Annotated in this window: 22 protein-coding genes; 3 read left to right on the top strand and 19 right to left on the bottom strand. The window is 66.1% G+C overall.

Annotated elements, in window-relative coordinates:
• Nucleotides 1–439 precede the first annotated feature (439 nt).
• From murA to ON43_RS07665, 5 genes are all read right to left on the bottom strand, one after another.
• Nucleotides 440–1,702 carry a UDP-N-acetylglucosamine 1-carboxyvinyltransferase gene (gene murA, locus ON43_RS07685; protein ID WP_040805218.1) on the bottom strand — a complete coding sequence of 421 codons (1,263 nt, stop codon included), beginning with the start codon at nucleotides 1,700–1,702 and terminating at the stop codon, nucleotides 440–442.
• Nucleotides 1,703–1,712: 10 nt separating this feature from the next.
• Nucleotides 1,713–2,306 carry a cob(I)yrinic acid a,c-diamide adenosyltransferase gene (locus ON43_RS07680; protein WP_040805217.1) on the bottom strand — a complete coding sequence of 198 codons (594 nt, stop codon included), beginning with the start codon at nucleotides 2,304–2,306 and terminating at the stop codon, nucleotides 1,713–1,715.
• Nucleotides 2,307–2,334: 28 nt separating this feature from the next.
• Nucleotides 2,335–2,757 (bottom strand): DUF2550 domain-containing protein, encoded by a 423-nt coding sequence (locus tag ON43_RS07675; RefSeq protein WP_040805235.1) that lies wholly within the window; start codon nucleotides 2,755–2,757, stop codon nucleotides 2,335–2,337.
• A gap of 168 nt (nucleotides 2,758–2,925) precedes the next feature.
• On the bottom strand, nucleotides 2,926–3,639 hold the full coding sequence (locus ON43_RS07670) for an MspA family porin (protein WP_040805216.1): 714 nt from the start codon (nucleotides 3,637–3,639) through the stop codon (nucleotides 2,926–2,928).
• Nucleotides 3,640–3,666: 27 nt separating this feature from the next.
• Nucleotides 3,667–4,326 (bottom strand): MspA family porin, encoded by a 660-nt coding sequence (locus ON43_RS07665; RefSeq protein WP_040805215.1) that lies wholly within the window; start codon nucleotides 4,324–4,326, stop codon nucleotides 3,667–3,669.
• Nucleotides 4,327–4,518: 192 nt separating this feature from the next.
• Here ON43_RS07665 and ON43_RS07660 point away from each other — a divergent pair, with 192 nt between their 5' ends.
• Nucleotides 4,519–5,610 carry an NAD(P)-dependent alcohol dehydrogenase gene (locus ON43_RS07660; RefSeq protein WP_040805213.1) on the top strand — a complete coding sequence of 364 codons (1,092 nt, stop codon included), beginning with the start codon at nucleotides 4,519–4,521 and terminating at the stop codon, nucleotides 5,608–5,610.
• Nucleotides 5,611–5,685: 75 nt separating this feature from the next.
• Here the strand turns inward: ON43_RS07660 and ON43_RS07655 are convergent, their stop codons facing one another.
• The 11 genes from ON43_RS07655 to ON43_RS07605 all read right to left on the bottom strand — a co-directional run bounded on the left by ON43_RS07655 (nucleotide 5,686) and on the right by ON43_RS07605 (nucleotide 15,416).
• Entirely contained in the window at nucleotides 5,686–6,063 is a 378-nt protein-coding gene (locus ON43_RS07655) for a F0F1 ATP synthase subunit epsilon (protein WP_040805212.1), read from the bottom strand.
• Between the two features lie 6 nt (nucleotides 6,064–6,069).
• Nucleotides 6,070–7,500 (bottom strand): F0F1 ATP synthase subunit beta, encoded by a 1,431-nt coding sequence (gene atpD / locus ON43_RS07650; RefSeq protein WP_040805210.1) that lies wholly within the window; start codon nucleotides 7,498–7,500, stop codon nucleotides 6,070–6,072.
• Between the two features lie 18 nt (nucleotides 7,501–7,518).
• On the bottom strand, nucleotides 7,519–8,490 hold the full coding sequence (locus ON43_RS07645; RefSeq protein ID WP_040805208.1) for a F0F1 ATP synthase subunit gamma: 972 nt from the start codon (nucleotides 8,488–8,490) through the stop codon (nucleotides 7,519–7,521).
• A gap of 54 nt (nucleotides 8,491–8,544) precedes the next feature.
• Nucleotides 8,545–10,182: a F0F1 ATP synthase subunit alpha gene (gene atpA, locus ON43_RS07640; protein WP_040805206.1), complete on the bottom strand. Its 1,638-nt coding sequence runs from the start codon at nucleotides 10,180–10,182 to the stop codon at nucleotides 8,545–8,547.
• Nucleotides 10,183–10,246: 64 nt separating this feature from the next.
• A complete protein-coding gene (locus tag ON43_RS07635; protein WP_040805204.1) occupies nucleotides 10,247–11,056 on the bottom strand; it encodes a F0F1 ATP synthase subunit delta in 810 nt (269 codons plus the stop codon).
• A 19-nt stretch (nucleotides 11,057–11,075) separates the two neighbouring features.
• On the bottom strand, nucleotides 11,076–11,627 hold the full coding sequence (locus tag ON43_RS07630; protein ID WP_040805203.1) for a F0F1 ATP synthase subunit B: 552 nt from the start codon (nucleotides 11,625–11,627) through the stop codon (nucleotides 11,076–11,078).
• Between the two features lie 26 nt (nucleotides 11,628–11,653).
• Nucleotides 11,654–11,899 carry an ATP synthase F0 subunit C gene (locus ON43_RS07625; protein WP_040805202.1) on the bottom strand — a complete coding sequence of 82 codons (246 nt, stop codon included), beginning with the start codon at nucleotides 11,897–11,899 and terminating at the stop codon, nucleotides 11,654–11,656.
• Nucleotides 11,900–11,975: 76 nt separating this feature from the next.
• Complete coding sequence (atpB, locus tag ON43_RS07620; protein WP_505778216.1) at nucleotides 11,976–12,755, bottom strand: F0F1 ATP synthase subunit A; 780 nt, start codon at nucleotides 12,753–12,755, stop codon at nucleotides 11,976–11,978.
• Between the two features lie 362 nt (nucleotides 12,756–13,117).
• Complete coding sequence (locus tag ON43_RS07615; protein ID WP_040805234.1) at nucleotides 13,118–13,546, bottom strand: Cg1360 family ATP-synthase-associated protein; 429 nt, start codon at nucleotides 13,544–13,546, stop codon at nucleotides 13,118–13,120.
• A gap of 11 nt (nucleotides 13,547–13,557) precedes the next feature.
• A complete protein-coding gene (locus ON43_RS07610; RefSeq protein ID WP_040805198.1) occupies nucleotides 13,558–14,742 on the bottom strand; it encodes an MraY family glycosyltransferase in 1,185 nt (394 codons plus the stop codon).
• Between the two features lie 11 nt (nucleotides 14,743–14,753).
• The gene (locus ON43_RS07605; protein WP_040805232.1) at nucleotides 14,754–15,416 is read right to left on the bottom strand and encodes an L-threonylcarbamoyladenylate synthase; all 663 of its coding nucleotides are present in this window, start codon (nucleotides 15,414–15,416) and stop codon (nucleotides 14,754–14,756) included.
• Nucleotides 15,417–15,435: 19 nt separating this feature from the next.
• On the opposite strand from ON43_RS07605, the gene ON43_RS44685 reads away from it, so the two are divergent.
• Together ON43_RS44685 and ON43_RS07600 are read left to right on the top strand one after the other, a co-directional pair.
• The gene (locus tag ON43_RS44685; protein ID WP_157513945.1) at nucleotides 15,436–15,795 is read left to right on the top strand and encodes a hypothetical protein; all 360 of its coding nucleotides are present in this window, start codon (nucleotides 15,436–15,438) and stop codon (nucleotides 15,793–15,795) included.
• The gene (locus ON43_RS07600) at nucleotides 15,792–16,091 is read left to right on the top strand and encodes a type II toxin-antitoxin system PemK/MazF family toxin (protein WP_157513944.1); all 300 of its coding nucleotides are present in this window, start codon (nucleotides 15,792–15,794) and stop codon (nucleotides 16,089–16,091) included. The genes ON43_RS44685 and ON43_RS07600 overlap by 4 nt, the downstream gene beginning before the upstream one ends.
• Here the strand turns inward: ON43_RS07600 and prmC are convergent.
• The 3 genes from prmC to prfA all read right to left on the bottom strand — a co-directional run bounded on the left by prmC (nucleotide 16,088) and on the right by prfA (nucleotide 18,614).
• Complete coding sequence (gene prmC, locus ON43_RS07595; RefSeq protein WP_040805194.1) at nucleotides 16,088–16,960, bottom strand: peptide chain release factor N(5)-glutamine methyltransferase; 873 nt, start codon at nucleotides 16,958–16,960, stop codon at nucleotides 16,088–16,090. The two genes, ON43_RS07600 and prmC, sit on opposite strands and share 4 nt — an antisense overlap.
• A gap of 115 nt (nucleotides 16,961–17,075) precedes the next feature.
• Entirely contained in the window at nucleotides 17,076–17,516 is a 441-nt protein-coding gene (gene aac(6') / locus ON43_RS07590) for an aminoglycoside 6'-N-acetyltransferase (RefSeq protein WP_040805193.1), read from the bottom strand.
• An 18-nt stretch (nucleotides 17,517–17,534) separates the two neighbouring features.
• Nucleotides 17,535–18,614, bottom strand: coding sequence for a peptide chain release factor 1 (gene prfA, locus ON43_RS07585; protein WP_040805191.1), 1,080 nt, complete (start codon nucleotides 18,612–18,614; stop codon nucleotides 17,535–17,537).
• Between the last annotated feature and the right edge of the window lie 39 nt (nucleotides 18,615–18,653).

The following is an 18,653-nucleotide window of genomic DNA, read 5'->3' as shown; positions in this document are numbered from 1 at the left end:
AATCACATCCCGAAGGATGAAATCGGAAGAATTAACCAGAGTCCGAAAACCTTGGCAGATTAAACGCCAGCTCGGAAATTAAGCTGACTAAATTGTCCAACCACCCCCACGGGGGTGAGAATGATTGGAACCAAATAAAATATTTGGCACTGACATTCATCGACACACTATTGAGTTCTCAAAGAACACACGCACAAACGATCTCCCGGGCTCTATGTCCCGCTCGATCGTGAGGCAACTTTTCAAGCTTAGCCCCATCCGCACAGCAGAACCAAATCGGCTGGTTGGCTGGGAGCTAGTGTGATCATCAGGCGAAGCTCGTCTCACCGGAGTCGGTGTCCGTGTCGCTCTGACCTGGAATAAGTTACGTGTTGGTTGTTCGCATGTCAAATCGCCTGTTCAGGACGGGTTTTCGCGAACACGTCCCGACACCTGCCGTTCAGTCCGCGGTTCCGACCCGTTCGATCTGGGCCCCGAGCCCGCGCAGGTTCTCCACGAAATCCGGGTAGCCACGGTCGATGTGGAAGACATCGTGGACCTCGGTGACGCCATCGGCGACCAGACCCGCGAGCACCAGACCCGCGCCGGCCCGAATGTCGGAGGACCACACCGGCGCCGAGGACAGGCGCGGAATCCCGCGCACCACAGCGTGATGTCCGTCGGTGCGGGCATCGGCGCCCAGGCGGATCATCTCCTCGACGAAGCGGAAGCGCGCTTCGAAAATGTTCTCGGTGATCATCGAGGTGCCGTCGGCGATCGCGGCCAGGCCGATGGCCATGGGCTGCAGGTCGGTGGGGAAACCCGGGAACGGCAGGGTCGAGAAGTTCACGGCGCGAGGGCGATCCGCCTGCACCACACGAAAACCGTCCGGTTCGAACGAGATTCGGGCACCCGCGGAACGCAACTTGTCCAGCACGAGCGACAGGTGCTTGGGATTGATGCCCGTCACCCGCACGTCACCGGTGGTCATGGCGGCGGCGATGCCCCAGGTGGCGGCGACGATGCGGTCACCGATCACCCGGTGGGTGGTCGGGGCCAGCTTGTCCACGCCCTCGATGGTGAGGACCGAGGTGCCCGCGCCGGAGATCTTCGCGCCCATCCGCACCAGCATGTTGCAGAGATCCACGATCTCCGGCTCACGCGCGGCATTGTCGATGACCGTCTCGCCGTCGGCGAGCACCGCGGCCATCAGGATGTTCTCGGTCGCTCCGACGGACGGGAAGTCCAGGCGAATCCGCGCTCCCTGCAATTCCTCCGCACGCGCCACCAGGCAACCGTGCTCGATCTCGGAGGTCGCGCCCAGCAGTCGCAGACCCTGCTGATGCATATCCAGCGGGCGCGAGCCGATGGCGTCACCGCCGGGCAGCGCGACGACCGCGCGCTTGCAGCGCGCCATGAGCGGACCCAGGACACACACCGAGGCGCGGAACTGGGTGACGGCCGGGAAGTCCGCGTGGTACTTCGGTTCCGCCGGGGTGGCGATGGCGACCGTGCCGCCGTCGATCGACACGTCACAGCCGAGGCCCCGCAGGACCTCGGCCATCAGCGGCACATCCAGGATGTCCGGGCAGTTCGTGATGGTGGTCGTACCCTCGGCCAGCAGCGCGGCGGCCATCAGCTTGAGGACGCTGTTCTTCGCGCCGCCCACCGCGACCTCACCGACGAGCCTGCTGCCCCCGGTCACCAGAAACCGTTCACTCACGGGGGTCAGCCTAGTGGTCCGTTCCCGTGCTCGCGGCGTCTCCGCCCGGCCGCCAAAGTATGTCGCCGTCCGGATTGGCGACGCGACTCAGGATGAACAGCAGGTCGGACAGCCGGTTCAGGTATTTGGCGGGCAGCGCGCTGGTGTCCTCGGCGTGCGCGTCGACCGCTGCCCAGGCGGAACGCTCGGCGCGTCGCGCGACGGTGCGGGCGGTGTGCAGCAGTGCGGCGAGGGGTGTGCCGCCGGGCAGGATGAACGAATTCAACGGTGCCAGAGGCTCATTGAACTCGTCGCACCACTTCTCCAGGCGGTCGATGTAGTCCTGGGTGATACGCAGCGGCGGGTACTTGGGCTCGGCCACGACCGGGGTCGAGAGGTCCGCGCCGGCATCGAAGAGATCGTTCTGTATGGAACGCAGCACGGCGAGCATTCGCTCGTCGGGCTGCCCGAGCGCGATGGCCACACCCAGAGCCGCATTGGTTTCGTCACAGTCGGCATAGGCGATCAGCCGCGGATCCGTCTTGGCAACACGGGAGAAATCGCTCAACCCGGTCGTGCCGTCATCGCCGGTCCGGGTATAGATCCGAGTCAGGTGAACGCTCACGCTGTCACAGTAACTCGGGAGCGCGGGACTATCCGGCGCGGCGGCGGCGGATTCGCTCGGAGGGGCGGGATTCCACCCAGGACAGGAAGGCGGCCATGGCGCCGCGGTCCAATGCCAGCTCGTAATTGCCGTCGCCGTCGGAGCACATGACGATGACCTCGTCGGTCATGATGTCGTACTCGTCACCCTGCGGGGAACGCCGCGGCCCGATCTCGATGGCGAGCCGGCGCATGGAGGAATCCGGGCCGAGTTTCAGACTGGAGAGTTTGTAGAAGAGGAGCGTGTCCTCGTCGTAGCGGATGAGGCCGTGCCGCCAGCCGCCGCCGTGCCCGCGCGCGGGCAGCACCCGCAGCAGCGCGGCGGTGCCGCCGCGGCGCAACATGATCAGGCGATAGGTCGAGGCCAGGGCCAAACCGACAAGCAACAGCACCAGAATGATCAGAAGCCACATCCCGGTCTGCAATGCCGCTCCGTCCCTTCACATCCGCGTTGCTGTCGATCACGAACCGGCCAGAGACCGGGCCCCGCTTTCGGTCGATAGTAGCGACCTCGGAAAGGCGGAGTCCGGCCATCCACCGAATGTGACGTATGCGCTGTTCAGCGGGGTGCAGAAGATATATCAGCCCATGCTGAACGGCTCACCGTAAAGCACGAGGTTGCCGATGAAGTTGGGGGTGTCCACCTCGGCCGCCACGAACGAGCGCGCCTGGGCGTAGCCGCCGCAGCCGTTCACCTCGAAAGCCTCGTCCGTCCAGCTGACACTGGTGTGCGGACCGGAAATCTTGTTGTAGCGCTTGTGTGATTCCATGCCGTAGTCATCGGGCTTCTCGAGATCCAGCATCAGGCGCGCGACGGCCTGGCCGGGCCCGAGCGTGATGCCCTCGGACAAGGATTGGGTCGCCGAGAGCCCGCCGAACGGATTGGCCTGGGTCGCCTTGGTCGGATCGTTCGTGACACCGCCGCTGGCGCCGCTGTTCAGCCCGCCGCTGATGTCCACCTGGCAGCCGACGATATAGCCGGGGCTGATTTTGATCTGGATCTGATTACTCCCGGCGCTCGGGCCGTCGAGGTCCACACTGGCCACACCGGTGGTCCAGACATTGCGGTGCGCAGGGGTGTCGCCCATGGACCCGCTGATCTTGGCCGACTCGTCGTAGATCCGGACCGTCATGGTGGTCCCGTCGGCGAGCTGGCGGGTGATGATTCCGCCCGGGAGCGGAATGAAGGTGTCGGCGTGCGCCGGACCGGCCGGACCGAACCCGAACACCGTCGCCGCGGCCAGCGCCACCCCGAAGACCTTGCCGCCCCGGACGCGAATTGCCTTGCCGTACATGCGATCCCTTCCGTCGGAGTGGCCTCGTCAGCCGATGCTGAACGGCTGGCCGTAGAGGGAGACCTTGTGATAATCCGTGCCGATGATCTCGACCACGGACACCTGACGGGCCTGGGCGTAGCCGCCGCAGCCCTGGATCTCCATCGGAATGTCCTGGTAGTTGATGGTGTAGGTGCCGCTCTTGATCAACTCGATGTTGTTGATGGCGACCCACTGCACCTGGCCCGGCGACAACGGGAAGCTGAAGCCGCCCGAGAGGCTGGGGGTGGCGCTGATGGCGAACGATGAGTTCGCGCTCAGCACACCCAGGTTCACCTGACAACCGACGATGTATCCCGTCGTGAGGTTGGACGACCCGTGCGTTCCCGAGTTGTTGGTGCCCGGGTAGTTCTTCGGCCCGTTGTTGGGACCGACCTCACCGTCCGGGGTCTCCACTTCGGCGGTGACATTGCCCGATACCCACGACGTCCGCCCCGCCCCGTTGGCGGCCAGCGACGGCGAAACGATCGCGCGCTCACCGAGACTGGTGATTTTCACGCCCGGGCCCTCGATGTGCCCGTCGGGGAGCGGCACGGTGACATCCGCGTTGGCCGCACCCGGTGAGAAGAATCCGAGGGCGACCGCGACCACCGCGACTGCCACCCCCCACTTGCCAATACGAAGCCCGCTCATCAACCCCTCGCTCATCAGTGGAGACAAAAAAGCTGAAAACGCTGGAATAGCCGAGGCTTTGCCGGGTGCTTCAGATCACACCCGTAGACCGGCGACAGCATTCAACCACATGTCCATCCCGAAACCCACTCAGTGGGATCGGACGTGGCCGAAAGTTAGAACACGTTCTTATGCTCCGGACAATTCGGAAGTGTTGGAGGAGATTCCGTGGAAATTACCGCCGCCGTCGCCCGCGGAGGGGACAAGCCGTTCTCGATGGAAACCCTCGATATCGAGGACCCGCGCGCGGGTGAGGTGCTGGTACGCATCGTCGCGAGCGGCGTGTGCCACACCGATCTGGTCACCAAGGGCCTGTTCCCGCCCGAGCTGCCGATCGTGCTCGGCCACGAGGGCGCGGGCGTTGTCGAACGGATTGGCTCGGAGGTAACCGGAATCGCCGTCGGGGACCACGTGCTGCTCACCTACGCCAGTTGCGGCACCTGTTCACGCTGCGCCAACGGGCTGCCGCCGTATTGCGAGAATTTCGTGGTTCTCAATACCTCGGGCGGACGATCGGATTTCACCTCGCCGCTGAGCAAAAATGGCGAAAAGGTGATGGGCGCGTTCTTCGGACAGTCGAGTTTCGCCACCCACGCGCTGGTTCCGGCGCGCAGCGTCGTGGTGGTCGACAAAGAGATCGACCTGGTCGCCACCGCACCCTTCGGCTGCGGCGTGCAGACCGGTGCGGGCGCGGTCGCCAATGTGATGAAGCCGGGGCCGAACGATTCCATCGCCATCTTCGGCGTCGGCGGCGTGGGCATGGCCGCGCTCATGGCGGCCCGGGCCATCGGCGCGGGAACCATTGTGGCCATTGACCTTTCCGCGGAGCGCCTGGCGGTGGCCAAGGAGCTGGGCGCGGATGTGCTCATCGACGGCGCGGCCGAGGACGTGGTGGCGCAGATCGTCGCGGCGACGAACGGCGGCGCGAACTTCGCCCTCGACACCACGGCGGTCAATGCCGTCATCGCCAAGGGGCTGGAAGCCTTGGCCCCCATGGGAACCCTGGTGCTGGTCGGGCTCGGCGAGGCCAGCATGGACTTCGAGATCGGCCATCTCACCGGAAACGGCAAGGCCGTCCGGGGCTGCATCGAAGGCAGTGGCGATCCGCAGAAATTCATTCCGCAATTGCTGCAGTGGCATGCCGAAGGCAAGTTCCCGATCGAAAAGATCAGCAAGACCTACAAGTTCGAGGACATCGACACCGCGCTGGCGGACGCCCACCACGGCGGCACCATCAAGCCGATCCTGACCTTCGAATAACCCCACACAACGAAAAGAGCGGCGGCCCCGGGGTTTTCCCGGGGCCGCCGCCCTTTTGCTTCTGCGTCGAGCAGACTACGCGTGCGCAGCCTTCTCGAGGGCGCGCAGCTGGCCCTGTGCCTTGGCCAGCGCGGCCGGGCTCGCATCCGGATCGGCGACGACGGCCTTGGCGGCCGCCTCGTCGATATCGAAGGCGAATTCGGCGGATTCGGCCAGCACGCGCACCGAGGTGGCGGTGACCGAGAAGAAACCGCCGTGCACGGCCGCGACGATGCGCTCGTCATCGTCGGACACGATGGTCACGGTGCCGCCCTCGACCAGCTGGCCGAGCAGGGGCTCGTGACCGGCCAGGATGCCGATCTCACCCTCGGTGGTCTGGGCCGAGACGAAGGACGCCCGGCCCGACCACACCAGTCGCTCGACGGCGACCAGATCAACGGACATATCAGCCATGGGTGACTACTTCCCGGCGATCTTCTTCGCGGCCGCCTCGACGTCGTCCAGGCCACCGCAGGAGTTGAACGCCTGCTCCGGCAGGTGGTCGAACTCGCCCTTGCAGACGCGGTCGAAGTCGTCGATGGTCTGCTCCAGCGGCACGACGGAACCCGGCTGACCGGTGAACTTCTCGGCCACGATGAAGTTCTGGCCGAGGAACTTCTCCAGACGACGGGCGCGGCCGACGAGGACCTTGTCCTCTTCGGAGAGCTCGTCCATGCCGAGGATGGCGATGATGTCCTGGAGTTCCTTGTACTTCTGCAGGATTCGCTTGACCTCGTTGGCCACCCGGAAGTGACGCTCGCCGACGATCGAGGCCTCGAGGATTCGAGAGGTCGAGGACAGCGGGTCGACGGCCGGGTAGATGCCCTTCTGCGAAATCGGACGCGAAAGCTCGGTGGTGGCGTCCAGGTGCGCGAAGGTGGTGGCCGGCGCGGGGTCGGTGTAGTCGTCCGCGGGCACGTAGATCGCCTGCATCGAGGTGATCGAACGGCCACGGGTCGAGGTGATGCGCTCCTGCAGCTGACCCATCTCGTCCGCCAGGGTCGGCTGGTAACCGACGGCAGAGGGCATACGACCCAGCAGGGTCGAGACCTCGGAACCGGCCTGGGTGAAACGGAAGATGTTGTCGATGAACAGCAGCACGTCCTGGTTCTGGACGTCGCGGAAGTACTCGGCCATGGTCAGGGCCGAGAGGGCGACGCGCATACGCGTGCCCGGCGGCTCGTCCATCTGGCCGAAGACGAGCGCGGTGTCCTGGAGGACGCCCATCTCTTCCATTTCCAGGTGGAGGTCGGTGCCCTCACGGGTGCGCTCACCGACGCCCGCGAACACGGAGGTGCCGGAGAACTCACGCGCGATACGGGTGATCATCTCCTGGATCAGAACGGTCTTGCCGACACCGGCACCACCGAACAGACCGATCTTGCCACCCTTGACGTACGGGGTGAGCAGGTCGATGACCTTGATGCCCGTCTCCAGGATCTCGGTCTTGCCCTCGAGCTGGTCGAAGGCGGGCGGCTGGCGGTGGATGCCCCACTGCTCGCCGTCGCGGCCCAGACCCGGGGTGTCGAGGCAGTCGCCGAGGGCGTTGAACACGTGGCCCTTGACGACGTCACCGACGGGCACCGAGATCGGCTTGCCGGTGTCGCGCACCTCGGCGCCACGGATCAGACCGTCGGTCGGCTGCATCGAGATGGTGCGAACGATGTTGTCGCCCAGGTGCTGCGCGACCTCGAGGGTCAGGGTCTTGGCCACCGACGCGAGCGCGATGTCCACGTTGAGGGCGTTGTACAGGTCGGGGATCGAACCGCGCGGGAACTCGACGTCCACGACGGGTCCGATGACGCGGGCGACACGTCCTGTGCCAACCCGAGTTTCAGTAGCTGCGGTCATTGGTTCTCTTCCTGGGCCTTAGTCGCGGTCCGAGCTCGACGCCAGTGCGTTGGCACCGCCGACGATTTCCGTGATTTCCTGCGTAATCTGCGCCTGGCGCAACGAGTTCGCGGTCCGGGTCAGCGAATTGACCAGGTCCGTGGCGTTATCCGTCGCGGCCTTCATGGCGGTGCGGCGCGCAGCCGACTCCGATGCCGCCGCCTCGAGCAGCGACGAGTAGATCCGAGTGTTGATGTACTTCGGAAGCAGCGCGCCCAGCAGGCGATCCGCGTCCGGCTCGAACTCGTACTGGGGCGAGAGCGTCGCCGACTCGGAGTCGGTGAAGCTGTCCGGACCCATGTCGAAGTTCTCGTCCACGAAGGTCACCTGGATCGGGGCCAGGCGACGCACCTCGGGCTGCTGCGACAGCATCGACACGAAACGCGTGTAGACGATGTGCAGTTCGTCGACGCCAGCCATGGTGCCGACCCCGTTGGGGGCCTCCACCTCGCCGTCGGCTCCGGCCATGAACGCTTCCACCAGGTGGTTGCACGCGGCCGAGGCGTCCACGTAGTTGGGCTGCTGCGAGAAGCCCAGCCAGGACCCGTTCACCGTCCGCTTGCGGAAGGTGTAGTAGGTCAGGCCCTTCGCGCCCATGACGTAGAGCACCGGCTCCTTGCCCTCGGAACGCAGGGTGGCCAGCAGCTCCTCGGCGCGCTTGAGCACGTTGGAGTTGTAGCCGCCGCACATACCGCGGTCGGAGGTGATGACCAGAACCGCTGCGCGGCGCGGGTTCTCACGTTCGGTGAGCAGCGGGTGGTTGAGATTCCCACTGGCGCTGGCCAATTCGGCCAGCACCTTGGTGATCTCCTCCGCGTAGGGCTTGGCGGCGGCAACTCGGGCCTGCGCCTTGCTGATTCGCGAGGTCGCGATCAGTTCCTGGGCCTTGGTGATCTTCTTGATCGAGCTCACAGAACGAATGCGGGAGCGCAATTCGCGCACGCTTGCCATTAGCGGTTCACACTCCCTTCATTCGTCGATTCGGTCAGTCGCATGAGCCTCGTCTTACTTCTCGACGTGCTTGCGAGTGACGGAAAGAGACTCGACCTCTTCGTGATCCAGCTTGTCGGCCTCGGCCTCGACGACGCGCGAGCCGTCGGACGCCAGGAAGCCCAGCTTGAACTTGTCGGTCGCGGCCTTGATGGCGTCGGCGGCCTCGCCCTCGAGCACCTTGGCGCCGCCCTGCAGGGCGTCGAAGGAGGACTGCACGGTGGCGTGCAGGTTCTCCAGCAGCTCGGAGTTGAAGCGGCGGATGTCGCCGACCGGCACCGAGTCGTAGTAGCCGGCGTCGACCAGGTACAGCGAAACGACCTGGTCCTCAACGGAAACCGGGGCGTACTGGTCCTGCTTGAGCAGCTCGACCCAGCGCGCGCCACGCTCCAGCTGGGCCAGCGAGGCGGCATCCAGGTCGGAGGCGAAGGCGGAGAACGCCTCGAGCTCACGGTAGGAGGCCAGCTCCAGACGCAGCGAACCGGAGACCTTCTTCATGGCCTTGGTCTGCGCGGCGCCACCGACTCGGGAAACCGAGATACCGACGTTGATGGCCGGGCGGACACCCTTGTTGAAGAGGTCCGACTCCAGGAACACCTGGCCGTCGGTGATGGAGATGACGTTGGTCGGGATGAACGCCGAGACGTCGTTGGCCTTGGTCTCGATGATCGGCAGACCGGTCATGGAGCCCGCGCCCAGCGCGTCGGACAGCTTGGCGCAACGCTCCAGCAGACGCGAGTGCAGGTAGAAGACGTCACCCGGGTACGCCTCGCGGCCCGGCGGGCGGCGCAGCAGCAGCGAGATGGCGCGGTAGGCCTCGGCCTGCTTGGACAGGTCGTCGAACACGATCAGGACGTGCTTGCCCTGGTACATCCAGTGCTGGCCGAGGGCCGAACCGGTGTACGGCGCAAGCCACTTGAAGCCGGCGGAGTCGGAGGCCGGGGCCGCGACGATGGTGGTGTACTCCATCGCGCCGTGCGCCTCGAGGGCCGACTTCACGCCCGCGATGGTGGAGCCCTTCTGGCCGATCGCGACGTAGATGCAGCGCACCTGCTTGGTCGGATCGCCGGTGGCCCAGTTGGCCTTCTGGTTGATGATCGCGTCGATGCAGACCGCGGTCTTGCCGGTCTTGCGGTCACCGATGACCAGCTGACGCTGGCCGCGGCCGATGGCGGTCAGGGCGTCGATGGCGGTGATGCCGGTGGCCATCGGCTCACCGACCGGCTGACGCTCCAGCACGGTGGCGGCCTGCAGCTCGAGCACGCGACGCTCGTCGGCCTCGATCTCGCCCAGGCCGTCGATCGGCGCGCCCAGCGGGTCGATGACGCGACCGAGGAACTTGTCGCCCACGGGAACCGAGAGCACGTCGCCGGTGCGGCGGACCTGCTGGCCCTCTTCCAGGGTGTCGAACTCACCCAGAACGACGGCACCGATCTCGGTGTCCTCCAGGTTCAGCGCCACGCCGAGGACGCCGCCCGGGAACTCCAGCAGCTCGTTGGCCATCGCGGACGGCAGGCCGCTGATGTGGGCGATGCCGTCGCCGGTGTCGGTGACGACACCGATCTCTTCGATGGAGGTCTCGGGGGTGTAGCTCTGGGTGTAGCTCTCGATCGCGCTACGGATCTCATCGGGGGAGATCGTCAGCTCCGCCATGTTCTTCCTGCTCTCGCTGTGGTCTCGAATGTCGGTGTGTAGATGCGCTTTTGAGCGTTCGTCTCTAAGCGAGAGACTGACGCAAGCGCTGGAGGCGGCCGACGGCGCTGCCGTCGATCAGGTCGTCGCCGACGCGCACGACGACACCGGCCAGCAAGGTCGGGTCCTCCTGCACGTGCACCGTGACGGGCTTGTCGTAGATGCGCTGCAGCGACGCGGCGAGGTGCTCGCGCTGCTGCGGCGTCAGGGCCACCGCGGCACGGACGTGCGCCACGATCTGCTCCCGGAGCGAAGCCGCCAGGTCGGACAGCTCGTCGATGGCCTGGCCGGAGTCGCCCTTGTGGCGCAGCACGGCCTGTTCGACCAGCTGCAGGGTGATCTCCTCGACCTTGCCGGCGAGCAGACGCTGCACCAGGGCACGCTTGGCATCCGCCGGCTTGCCGTGGTCCTGCAGCGCCTGCTCCAGGTCCGGGTTGTCGTCGATGATCCGGCCCAGCCGGAACAGCTCGTCCTCGACCGCGGTCAGCCGGCCACGCTCGTCCGCGGCGCGCAGCAGCGCCTCGCGGCCGAGCAGGACCAGCGTGTCCACCAGATCGCGGGCGCGCGACCAGTCCTGAGCCACCGCGGTGGTCAGCACGGCCTGCGTGGTTCCGCTGATCTTGCCGCCGAAGACGCGTTCGGCTAGCTCGGCCCGCGCCGAACTCGACACCGACTTATCCGCGAGCGCCACACGCAGCGAACGGTGGTCGTCGAGGACGGCGACAACGGCGAACAGTTCCGAGCCCGTAGTCGCCGCGACGGTGTCGCTACCGGTCAGAGCGGACCGAAGAGCTTCCCGCGCACGGGAACTCGCCTCGCGGCTCGCTGCGTACATGCTTCCCACTTTCGGCTCGTTACCTTCCGACCCCGATGCCGGCGTTCGCGTCCAGCTCCTGCAGGAACCGGTCGATCGACGCCGACTGCTTGGCCTCGTCGGCCACCGACTGACCGATGATCTTCTCGGCCAGGTCGACCGCGGTGCGGCCCAGCTCGGACCGCAGCTCGGTCACGATCTGCTGGCGCTGAGCCTCCAGCTGCGAGTGACCGGCGGCCACGATGCGGTCGGCCTCGGCCTGCGCATCGGTACGCATCTGCGCCAGGATCGCCGCACCCTGGGTGCGGGCCTCCTCACGGATGCGAGCGGCCTCGAGGCGAGCCTCGGCCAGCTGCTCCTGGTACTGCTGCAGGGTGGCCTGCGCCTCGGCCTGGACGGCCTCGGCCTTGGCGATACCGCCCTCGATCTTCTCGGTCCGCTCGTTCAGCACCTTGGTCAGGCGCGGAACGACGTACTTGGCGAAGACAAAGGCGATAACGATGAAGACAATCGCAGACCAGACAATGTCGTAGGTCTTCGGGACGAGGGGGTTGATGTCCTCCTCGGCCGCGAGCAAAACAATGTTGTTCATCGTTGATTCCTAGTCTTTTGCCGGAATCAGAAAATGAAGCCGGCGACGAGACCGATCAGCGCCAGGGCCTCGGTGAACGCGATACCCAGGAACATGTTGGTCCGGATGGTGCCCTGCAGCTCGGGCTGACGGGCGATGCCCTCGATGGCCTTACCGACGACGATGCCCACGCCGATGCCGGGGCCAATCGCGGCGAGGCCGTAGCCGATGGCGCCGTAGCCCTTGGCCTTCGACTCGGCAACTTCAGCAGCCAGGTACGAGAGGGTGCTCATTTGTGTTGTTCCCTTTCTGTCGCCCACCCGCCGAGGCGGCGTGTGTGGCAGGTTTGTGGTGTTGGTGCGGTGTCGGTCAGTGAGAGTCGGCGTGCTGCGCGAGACCGATGTAGACAGCGGTCAGCAGCGCGAACACGTACGCCTGCAGGAAGACCACCAGGAGCTCGAAGAGGGTGAAGCCGAAGCCCGCGAGCAGCGAGAACGGCGAGAACACCTTCATCCAGGAGGCGGCATCGAACAGGAAGAACTGGGTGGCACTGAAGAACAGCACCAACATGATGTGGCCTGCCAGCATGTTCGCCATGAGACGGACGGTCAGCGTGAACGGGCGCAGCACGAAGGTCGAGATGAACTCGATGGGGATGAGCAGCACGTGCAGTGCGGGCGGCACATTCGGCACCACAATGCTCGAGCGCATGTATTTCCAGAAGCCGTACTTCTTGATGCCCACATAGTTGAAGGTGATGTAGGCGACGACTGCCAGCACGAGGGGCATGCCGATACGCGCGTTCGACGAGATGTTCAGGCCCGGAATAACACCCGAGAAGTTCAGGAACAGCACGGCGAAGAAGATGGACGCGATCAGCGGGAAGAACTTCTTGCCGGATTCCTTACCCAGCACCTCGTCGCAGATCTGTTCCTTGACGAACACCAGACCGGATTCGGCCACATTCTGGAGACCTCGCGGAACCAGCTGCGGGCGGCGGAATGCCGCCATCATCACGATCACGAGAACGGCCGACATGAGGATGCGAATGAGCATCAGACGGTCGAGCTCGAAAGGCGTCCCCTCGAACAGCACTGCTGGAGGGAAGAAGTCGTTGAGTGACGGCGCGTGGAACTCGCCCGCCAAAATGGTGACGCTCAGCGTTCTCTCCCGTGGTCGGCCGCGGGAGATAGTTTTCTCCCGTGGTTCGATCGGACATTGACGATCTGGTGGGTCGACTCAGGTCGGCTCGAAGTTCGTCAGCAGCTGTGGCAGTCACGCCCTGGCGTCTGTACGCGCGTCGGCGACATCGTCGACGGTGCAGAACCGTAGCCCTGAGGGCCCGGTACGGCTGTAAGCATAACCTGCTCTCAGGCGGGTCTCAGGCGACCCCCCCTGTTGATTCGGTTGGCTACAGGTAAAGAGTTTATCAAGTTATCTACGACATTGCGTAGGGGGTCGGAGAAACCCGTGATGAACGGTGTTTCGCCGGGCCGTGCCGGGGCGCGGAGTTAGAGGTCGCGCTCTACCTCGACGGTCGGAACACGTTGGCGCAGAAGGCCGTACGTCTCCGCGCCGAGCACGATGAGCAGCGCGGCGATGACCGTGAAGAACAGCGAGAAGCGGTTGTAGAAGTCGAACTGCTTGAGCACCGCGATGACGACCACGGCCAGCAGCAGCTTCCCGACCCAGCTGCCGAGCAGCACGATGCCCTGCAGGCCGGATTCGATCTTGGCGCTGAACAGCACCGACGCGGCGGTGGTGAGAATGAACGCACCGCCTAGGGCGGCGCCGATCAGGGCGCCCCACAGGCCGGGCAGGCCCGCGAAGATCGACGACAGGATCGCCGAAACCACAACCAGCACAGCCAAACCGGCGATGCCGTAGCGCAATGCCGCGCGCAGCGGGGCGTCGGGACCGGGTTCAGTAGGCGTGCTCACGGTCAGCAACTTTACCCGGCGGCTCGATTATCACTGCGGGGCGGTTTGGCACGAAGTTCACGCCAGGACGGCACCGCGGTCACGATCAACGCGAAAACCAGGCCCGCGGCGAACAACAGGACAACCACGCGGCGATCCGAGATCAACGAGGTGCCGACCGCGCCGAATGCCAGGACGCTCACCCAGAGATAGATCACCAGGACCACGCGACGCTGCGAATGTCCGATCTGCAGCAAACGGTGATGAAGATGCATTTTGTCGGGAGTGGAAAAACTCACACCGGCGCGAACTCGGCGTATCACGGCCAGAACAAGATCGAGTACGGGAATGAACATCACCGCACCCACCAGCAACAGCGGTGACAGCAAACCCACGATGTCGCGCGGGCCGTAACCCTGCAGCGGAATTCGCCCCGACGCGCCCGTGGAGACCGCGGCCAGCATCAATCCGATGAGCATGGAACCGGTGTCGCCCATGAAAATTCGGGCGGGTGCGAAATTGTGCGGCAGAAATCCCAGGCACGCGCCGGCCAGCGCAGCGGCCAGCAGCGCGGGCGGATAGGTGTCGGTGGAACCGCCCACCTCGTAGAGCAAACCCACGGTGAACACGAAAACCGCCACCGCCGCGATGAAACCGAGGCCCGCGGCCAAACCGTCCAGACCGTCCACGAAATTCATGGCGTTCACGACCGTGACGGTGATGCCCACGGTCACCAGGCCGCCCTGCAGCGGATCCAGCACCACGGTCTCGTTGGTGAAGGGGTTGTAGATGGCCACCCAGCTCAGGCCCATCACCGCCATCACGCCCGCCGCGGTGATCTGGCCGACCAGCTTGGTCAGCCAGTCCAGGCCCCAGCGGTCGTCGATGATGCCGACCAGCACGATGAGCGTGGCCGCGGCCAGCACCGCGGGAATGTCCTTGGGATAGTCGAAGCCGCGGCGCAGCGCGGGCAGCTGGTGCGCGAACAGCACGGCCGCCAGCAGGCCCAGATAGATGCCCAGACCGCCCATGCGGGGAATCGGCTTCACATGCACATCGCGCTCACGCGGGATCGCCACCGCGCCGAAGGCGATGGCCAGCACCCGAATTCCGCCGGTGGACAGGAATGCGATGACCGTGGCGACGAGCAGCACCAGCAGCAGCTCCCGGAGCGGGACGACCGCGCCCTGGCTGAATACGCCCTGACTCAGCAGCATCTAACGGGCCGTCACCGCGCGTCGGCCCGGAGCTCCTCGGGCGACATGCCGAGCACCTCCGCGATCTTCTCCACCGGTACCGCGCCCTCGCGCAGCACGCGCGGGGTGTCGGCAGTCAGGTCGACGATGGTGGAGGCGACGGCGTGATCGGCCGGGCCGCCGTCGAGGTACACCCCGACCAGATCGCCCAGCTGCGCCTGCGCCTCGGCCACCGTGGTGGCGGGCGGCTGCCCCGAGACGTTCGCACTCGACACCGCGAGCGGGCCGACCTCGCGCAGCAGCTCCAGCGCGACCGGATGCAACGGCATGCGCAGGGCCACCGTGCCGCGCGCGTCACCGAGGTCCCAGGCCAGCGAGGGCGCTTGCTGCACAACGAGAGTCAGTCCGCCCGGCCAGAACGCGCGGATCAGTTCGCGGGCCTGCGGGCGCACGGAGTAGACGAGCCCGTCGATGGTGTTCCACGACCCGACCAGCACCGGCACCGGCATATCGCGGCCCCGCCGCTTGGCGGCCAGCAGCGCGCTCACCGCCTGACTGTCGAACGCATCGGCGGCGAGCCCGTACAGCGTGTCGGTCGGAATGACGGCCAACCGCCCGGACTTCAGCGTGCTCCGCGCGGCGTTCAGACCGGCGGCGCGGGAATCGGAATCGGCACAGTCGTAGACGGTACTCACGGCTGACATCTTGGCACGGATGCTCGTCCACGCCATCGCCGCGCCCGAGTTTGCGGCCGAATGCGATACCGACCCATCCGAAGCCTTACACAGCACCGAACTCACGAATATGATTGGAAGTATGACGACAAGGATGACGATCACTGTTAATGACCGATTGGCAGCCTTGGTTCGCGAAGCTGCTGGATCGAACATCTCCGAATGGGTGTCGAAGGCGATGACGCAGCGACTGCTCAGCGAAGATGCCGTCGCACTCGCTGCGCACGCAGCAGCTGATCCCACCGGGACAAAGGCCTGGTACGACGATATGGAAGCCGAACACGAGGCCGCGACCGCTGCTGACGGCTCCCATCGCCACCCAAAAGGTGACGCCGCGTGAGACGTGGCGATCTCTACAACTATCGCTCGATCTCTCGCACACAGACGGTACTGGTGGTCTCGGCCGACGAGCTCAACGCAGTTGATCAGCCGATCACCTTGGATGTGACCGACGTCCGCCCAACCGGTGTCCGGTCGATGCTCGCGGTGCCGCTGCCCGGCCACGGCTACATCCTTGTGCGCAATTTCCGAGCCGCCGACCCCGCACGATTCGCGGATTGCATCGGCCAAGCCTCCGCAGAGGTGATGGAGCAACTCGATATGTCGTTGCGAGCGGCCCTGGATCTCAGCGGCTAGGTGCGGCGGGCAGTCACGAAACGCGGCTTTCCCGCGAGGTCAGGGTGCTCGATGACGTCGGTGAAGCCGCCGTGGGCGGTGAAGAGGGCCGCTACGCCGGAGCCGTTGGTGTCGTCGTGTTCGACTGCGGCCGCGCCGTTTTCGCGGAGGAGGCGGGCGATGGTGCCGATCATGGGGCGGATGACGTCGAGGCCGTCGGGGCCGCCGAAGAGGGCGCGGTGGGGGTCGTGGTCGATGACCTCGGGGTCGAGGTCGGCGTCTTCGGGGATGTAGGGCGGGTTGGAGACGACCACGTCGACCTTGCCGTTGAGGTGGTCGAGGATGGTCGGGTCGGTGACGTCGCCCGCGTGCAGGTCGATGGGGGTGTCGCCCTCGTCGGCCAGTTGCAGGGCGTTGCGGCGGGCCCAGGCCAGGGCCTCGGTGTCGAGTTCGACGGCGTGGACCTGGACGTCGGGGCGGGCGTGGGCGATGGCCAGGGCCAGGGCGCCGGAGCCGGTGCACAGGTCGACGACCACCGGCTGGTGCTCGTGGCCCACCTCTTCGAGCTGGGCCAGGGCCCAGGCGAACAGCAACTCGGTCTCGGGGCGGGGAATGAAGACGCCCGGCCCGACCGCCAGATCGATCTCACCCATCGCCGCGGTGCCCGTAAGGTGTTGCAGCGGAAAGCGTTCCGCGCGCCGGGCGACCAGCTTGCGGAATTCCTCCAGCTGGTCGGGGGTGAGCATCGGCATGAGCGCCAACCGGCCGCGATCGACGCCCAGCACATGTGCCGCAAGATTTTCCGCGTCCGCCTGCGGGCTGGGGACCCCGGCGGCGGCCAGGATCTCGATGGCCTCGCGGATAGCCGGTCGCAACGGTGCACGACTCACGGGTTAGCAGCCTTTCTCCCCACGCACATGCTCGCACGAATTTGATTGTCCGGAACGGTCTCCCGCGCAACCGTGCGCGTGCCGAGCGCATCGGGCGTGGCGTCGGGACGCTGGTCTAGAGCTTTTTGCGGTAGTACACCACTCGTTCGCGCTCCTCGAACCCGTTGGCCTGATGGAAGCGGTGGGCGACGGCGTTCTCCAGCAGGGCGTCCGAGCCGAGTTCGGTGCAGCCGACCTCGCGGCCCCACGCCTCGACCGCGTCGCACAGCGCACGGGACAGCCCGTGTAATCGGTGCCCGGGGGCCACGAAGATGCCCTCGAGGAAGGCGACCGGTGAGGTGTCGCAGCCGTTCACGTAGTCGCGCCGGATGCTCGCCTCGGCGTATCCGACGGGTTCGCCCTCGTCGGTCCGCGCGACCAGCACGACGGCGTCGGGGCTGTCGGCCAGTTCCGCCAGCTCGGCGCGGTGATCGGCCTCGTCCGAGACCGGCCAGAGCGCGTAGCGCAGCGGCGCCACCTCGTCGATGGCGTCCGCTGTCATCCGGGCGATACGCATTCCGGCTGTCCCCCAGCCTTACTCGGCCGCCAGGCGGGCGGCGCGATCGGCCTCGCCCAGGGCGTTGAAGAGGTCGTCGAGGTTGCCGTCCAGCACGGAATCGAGGTTGTGGGCCTTGAAACCGATGCGGTGGTCGGCGATGCGGTTCTCCGGGAAGTTGTAGGTCCGGATGCGCTCGGAGCGGTCGACCGTGCGGATCTGGTTGGCACGCCCGGCGGCGGCCTCGGCATCGGCCTGCTCCTCGGCGAGGGCCTGCAAGCGCGCGGCGAGCACCTGCTTGGCGCGAATCTTGTTCTGCAGCTGGGACCGCTCGTTCTGGCAGGTCACCACCAGGCCGGTGGGCAGGTGGGTGATGCGGACCGCGGAGTCGGTGGTGTTGACGCCCTGACCGCCCTTACCGGAGGAGCGGTAGACGTCGATGCGCAGATCCTTCTCGTCGATCTCGACTTCCTCGACCTCGTCGGGTTCGGGGTAGACGAGCACGCCGGCGGCCGAAGTGTGAATGCGCCCTTGGGATTCGGTGACCGGCACGCGCTGCACGCGGTGCACGCCGCCCTCCCACTTGAGCTTGGACCACACGCCGTCGCGGGTGGCCTCCTTGCTCTTGATGGAGAAGCTGGCGTCCTTGTACCCGTCCAGATCGGAGTAGGTGACGCCGAGCACCTCGACCTTCCACCCGGCCCGTTCCGCGTAGCGCAGGTACATGCGCGCCAGGTCGGAGGCGAACAGCGCCGATTCCTCGCCGCCCTCACCGGATTTCACCTCGAGGATGACGTCGTCGCCGTCGTGCGGGTCGCGCGGCGCGAGCAGGTCGGTGAGCTGCTTGTCCAGCTCCTCCACCTGTTCCTGCAGGGCGGGGACCTCGGCGGCGAAGGACGAGTCGTCGGCCGCGAGCTCCTGCGCGGCGGCGAGATCGTCGCGCGCGGTGCTCAGCTTGTTGTAGGTGGCCATGATCGGGCCGAGCTCGGCGAACCGCTTGCCGACGCGGCGGGCCGCGCCCGGGTCATTGTGCAGTGAAGGGTCGGCGAGCTGGGATTCCAGCCCCTGGTACTCGGCCAGGATGTCGTCGATCGCGTTGGGGGCCGTCTTGTCGGCCATCGCGGGTCCTCCTGTCGGGGTGCCGGGTAGGCACACCCG

The sequence above is a fragment of the Nocardia concava NBRC 100430 genome (assembly GCF_000308815.1).
GTDB lineage: Bacteria > Actinomycetota > Actinomycetes > Mycobacteriales > Mycobacteriaceae > Nocardia > Nocardia concava.
This window is presented reverse-complemented; position numbering and strand designations above follow the sequence as displayed.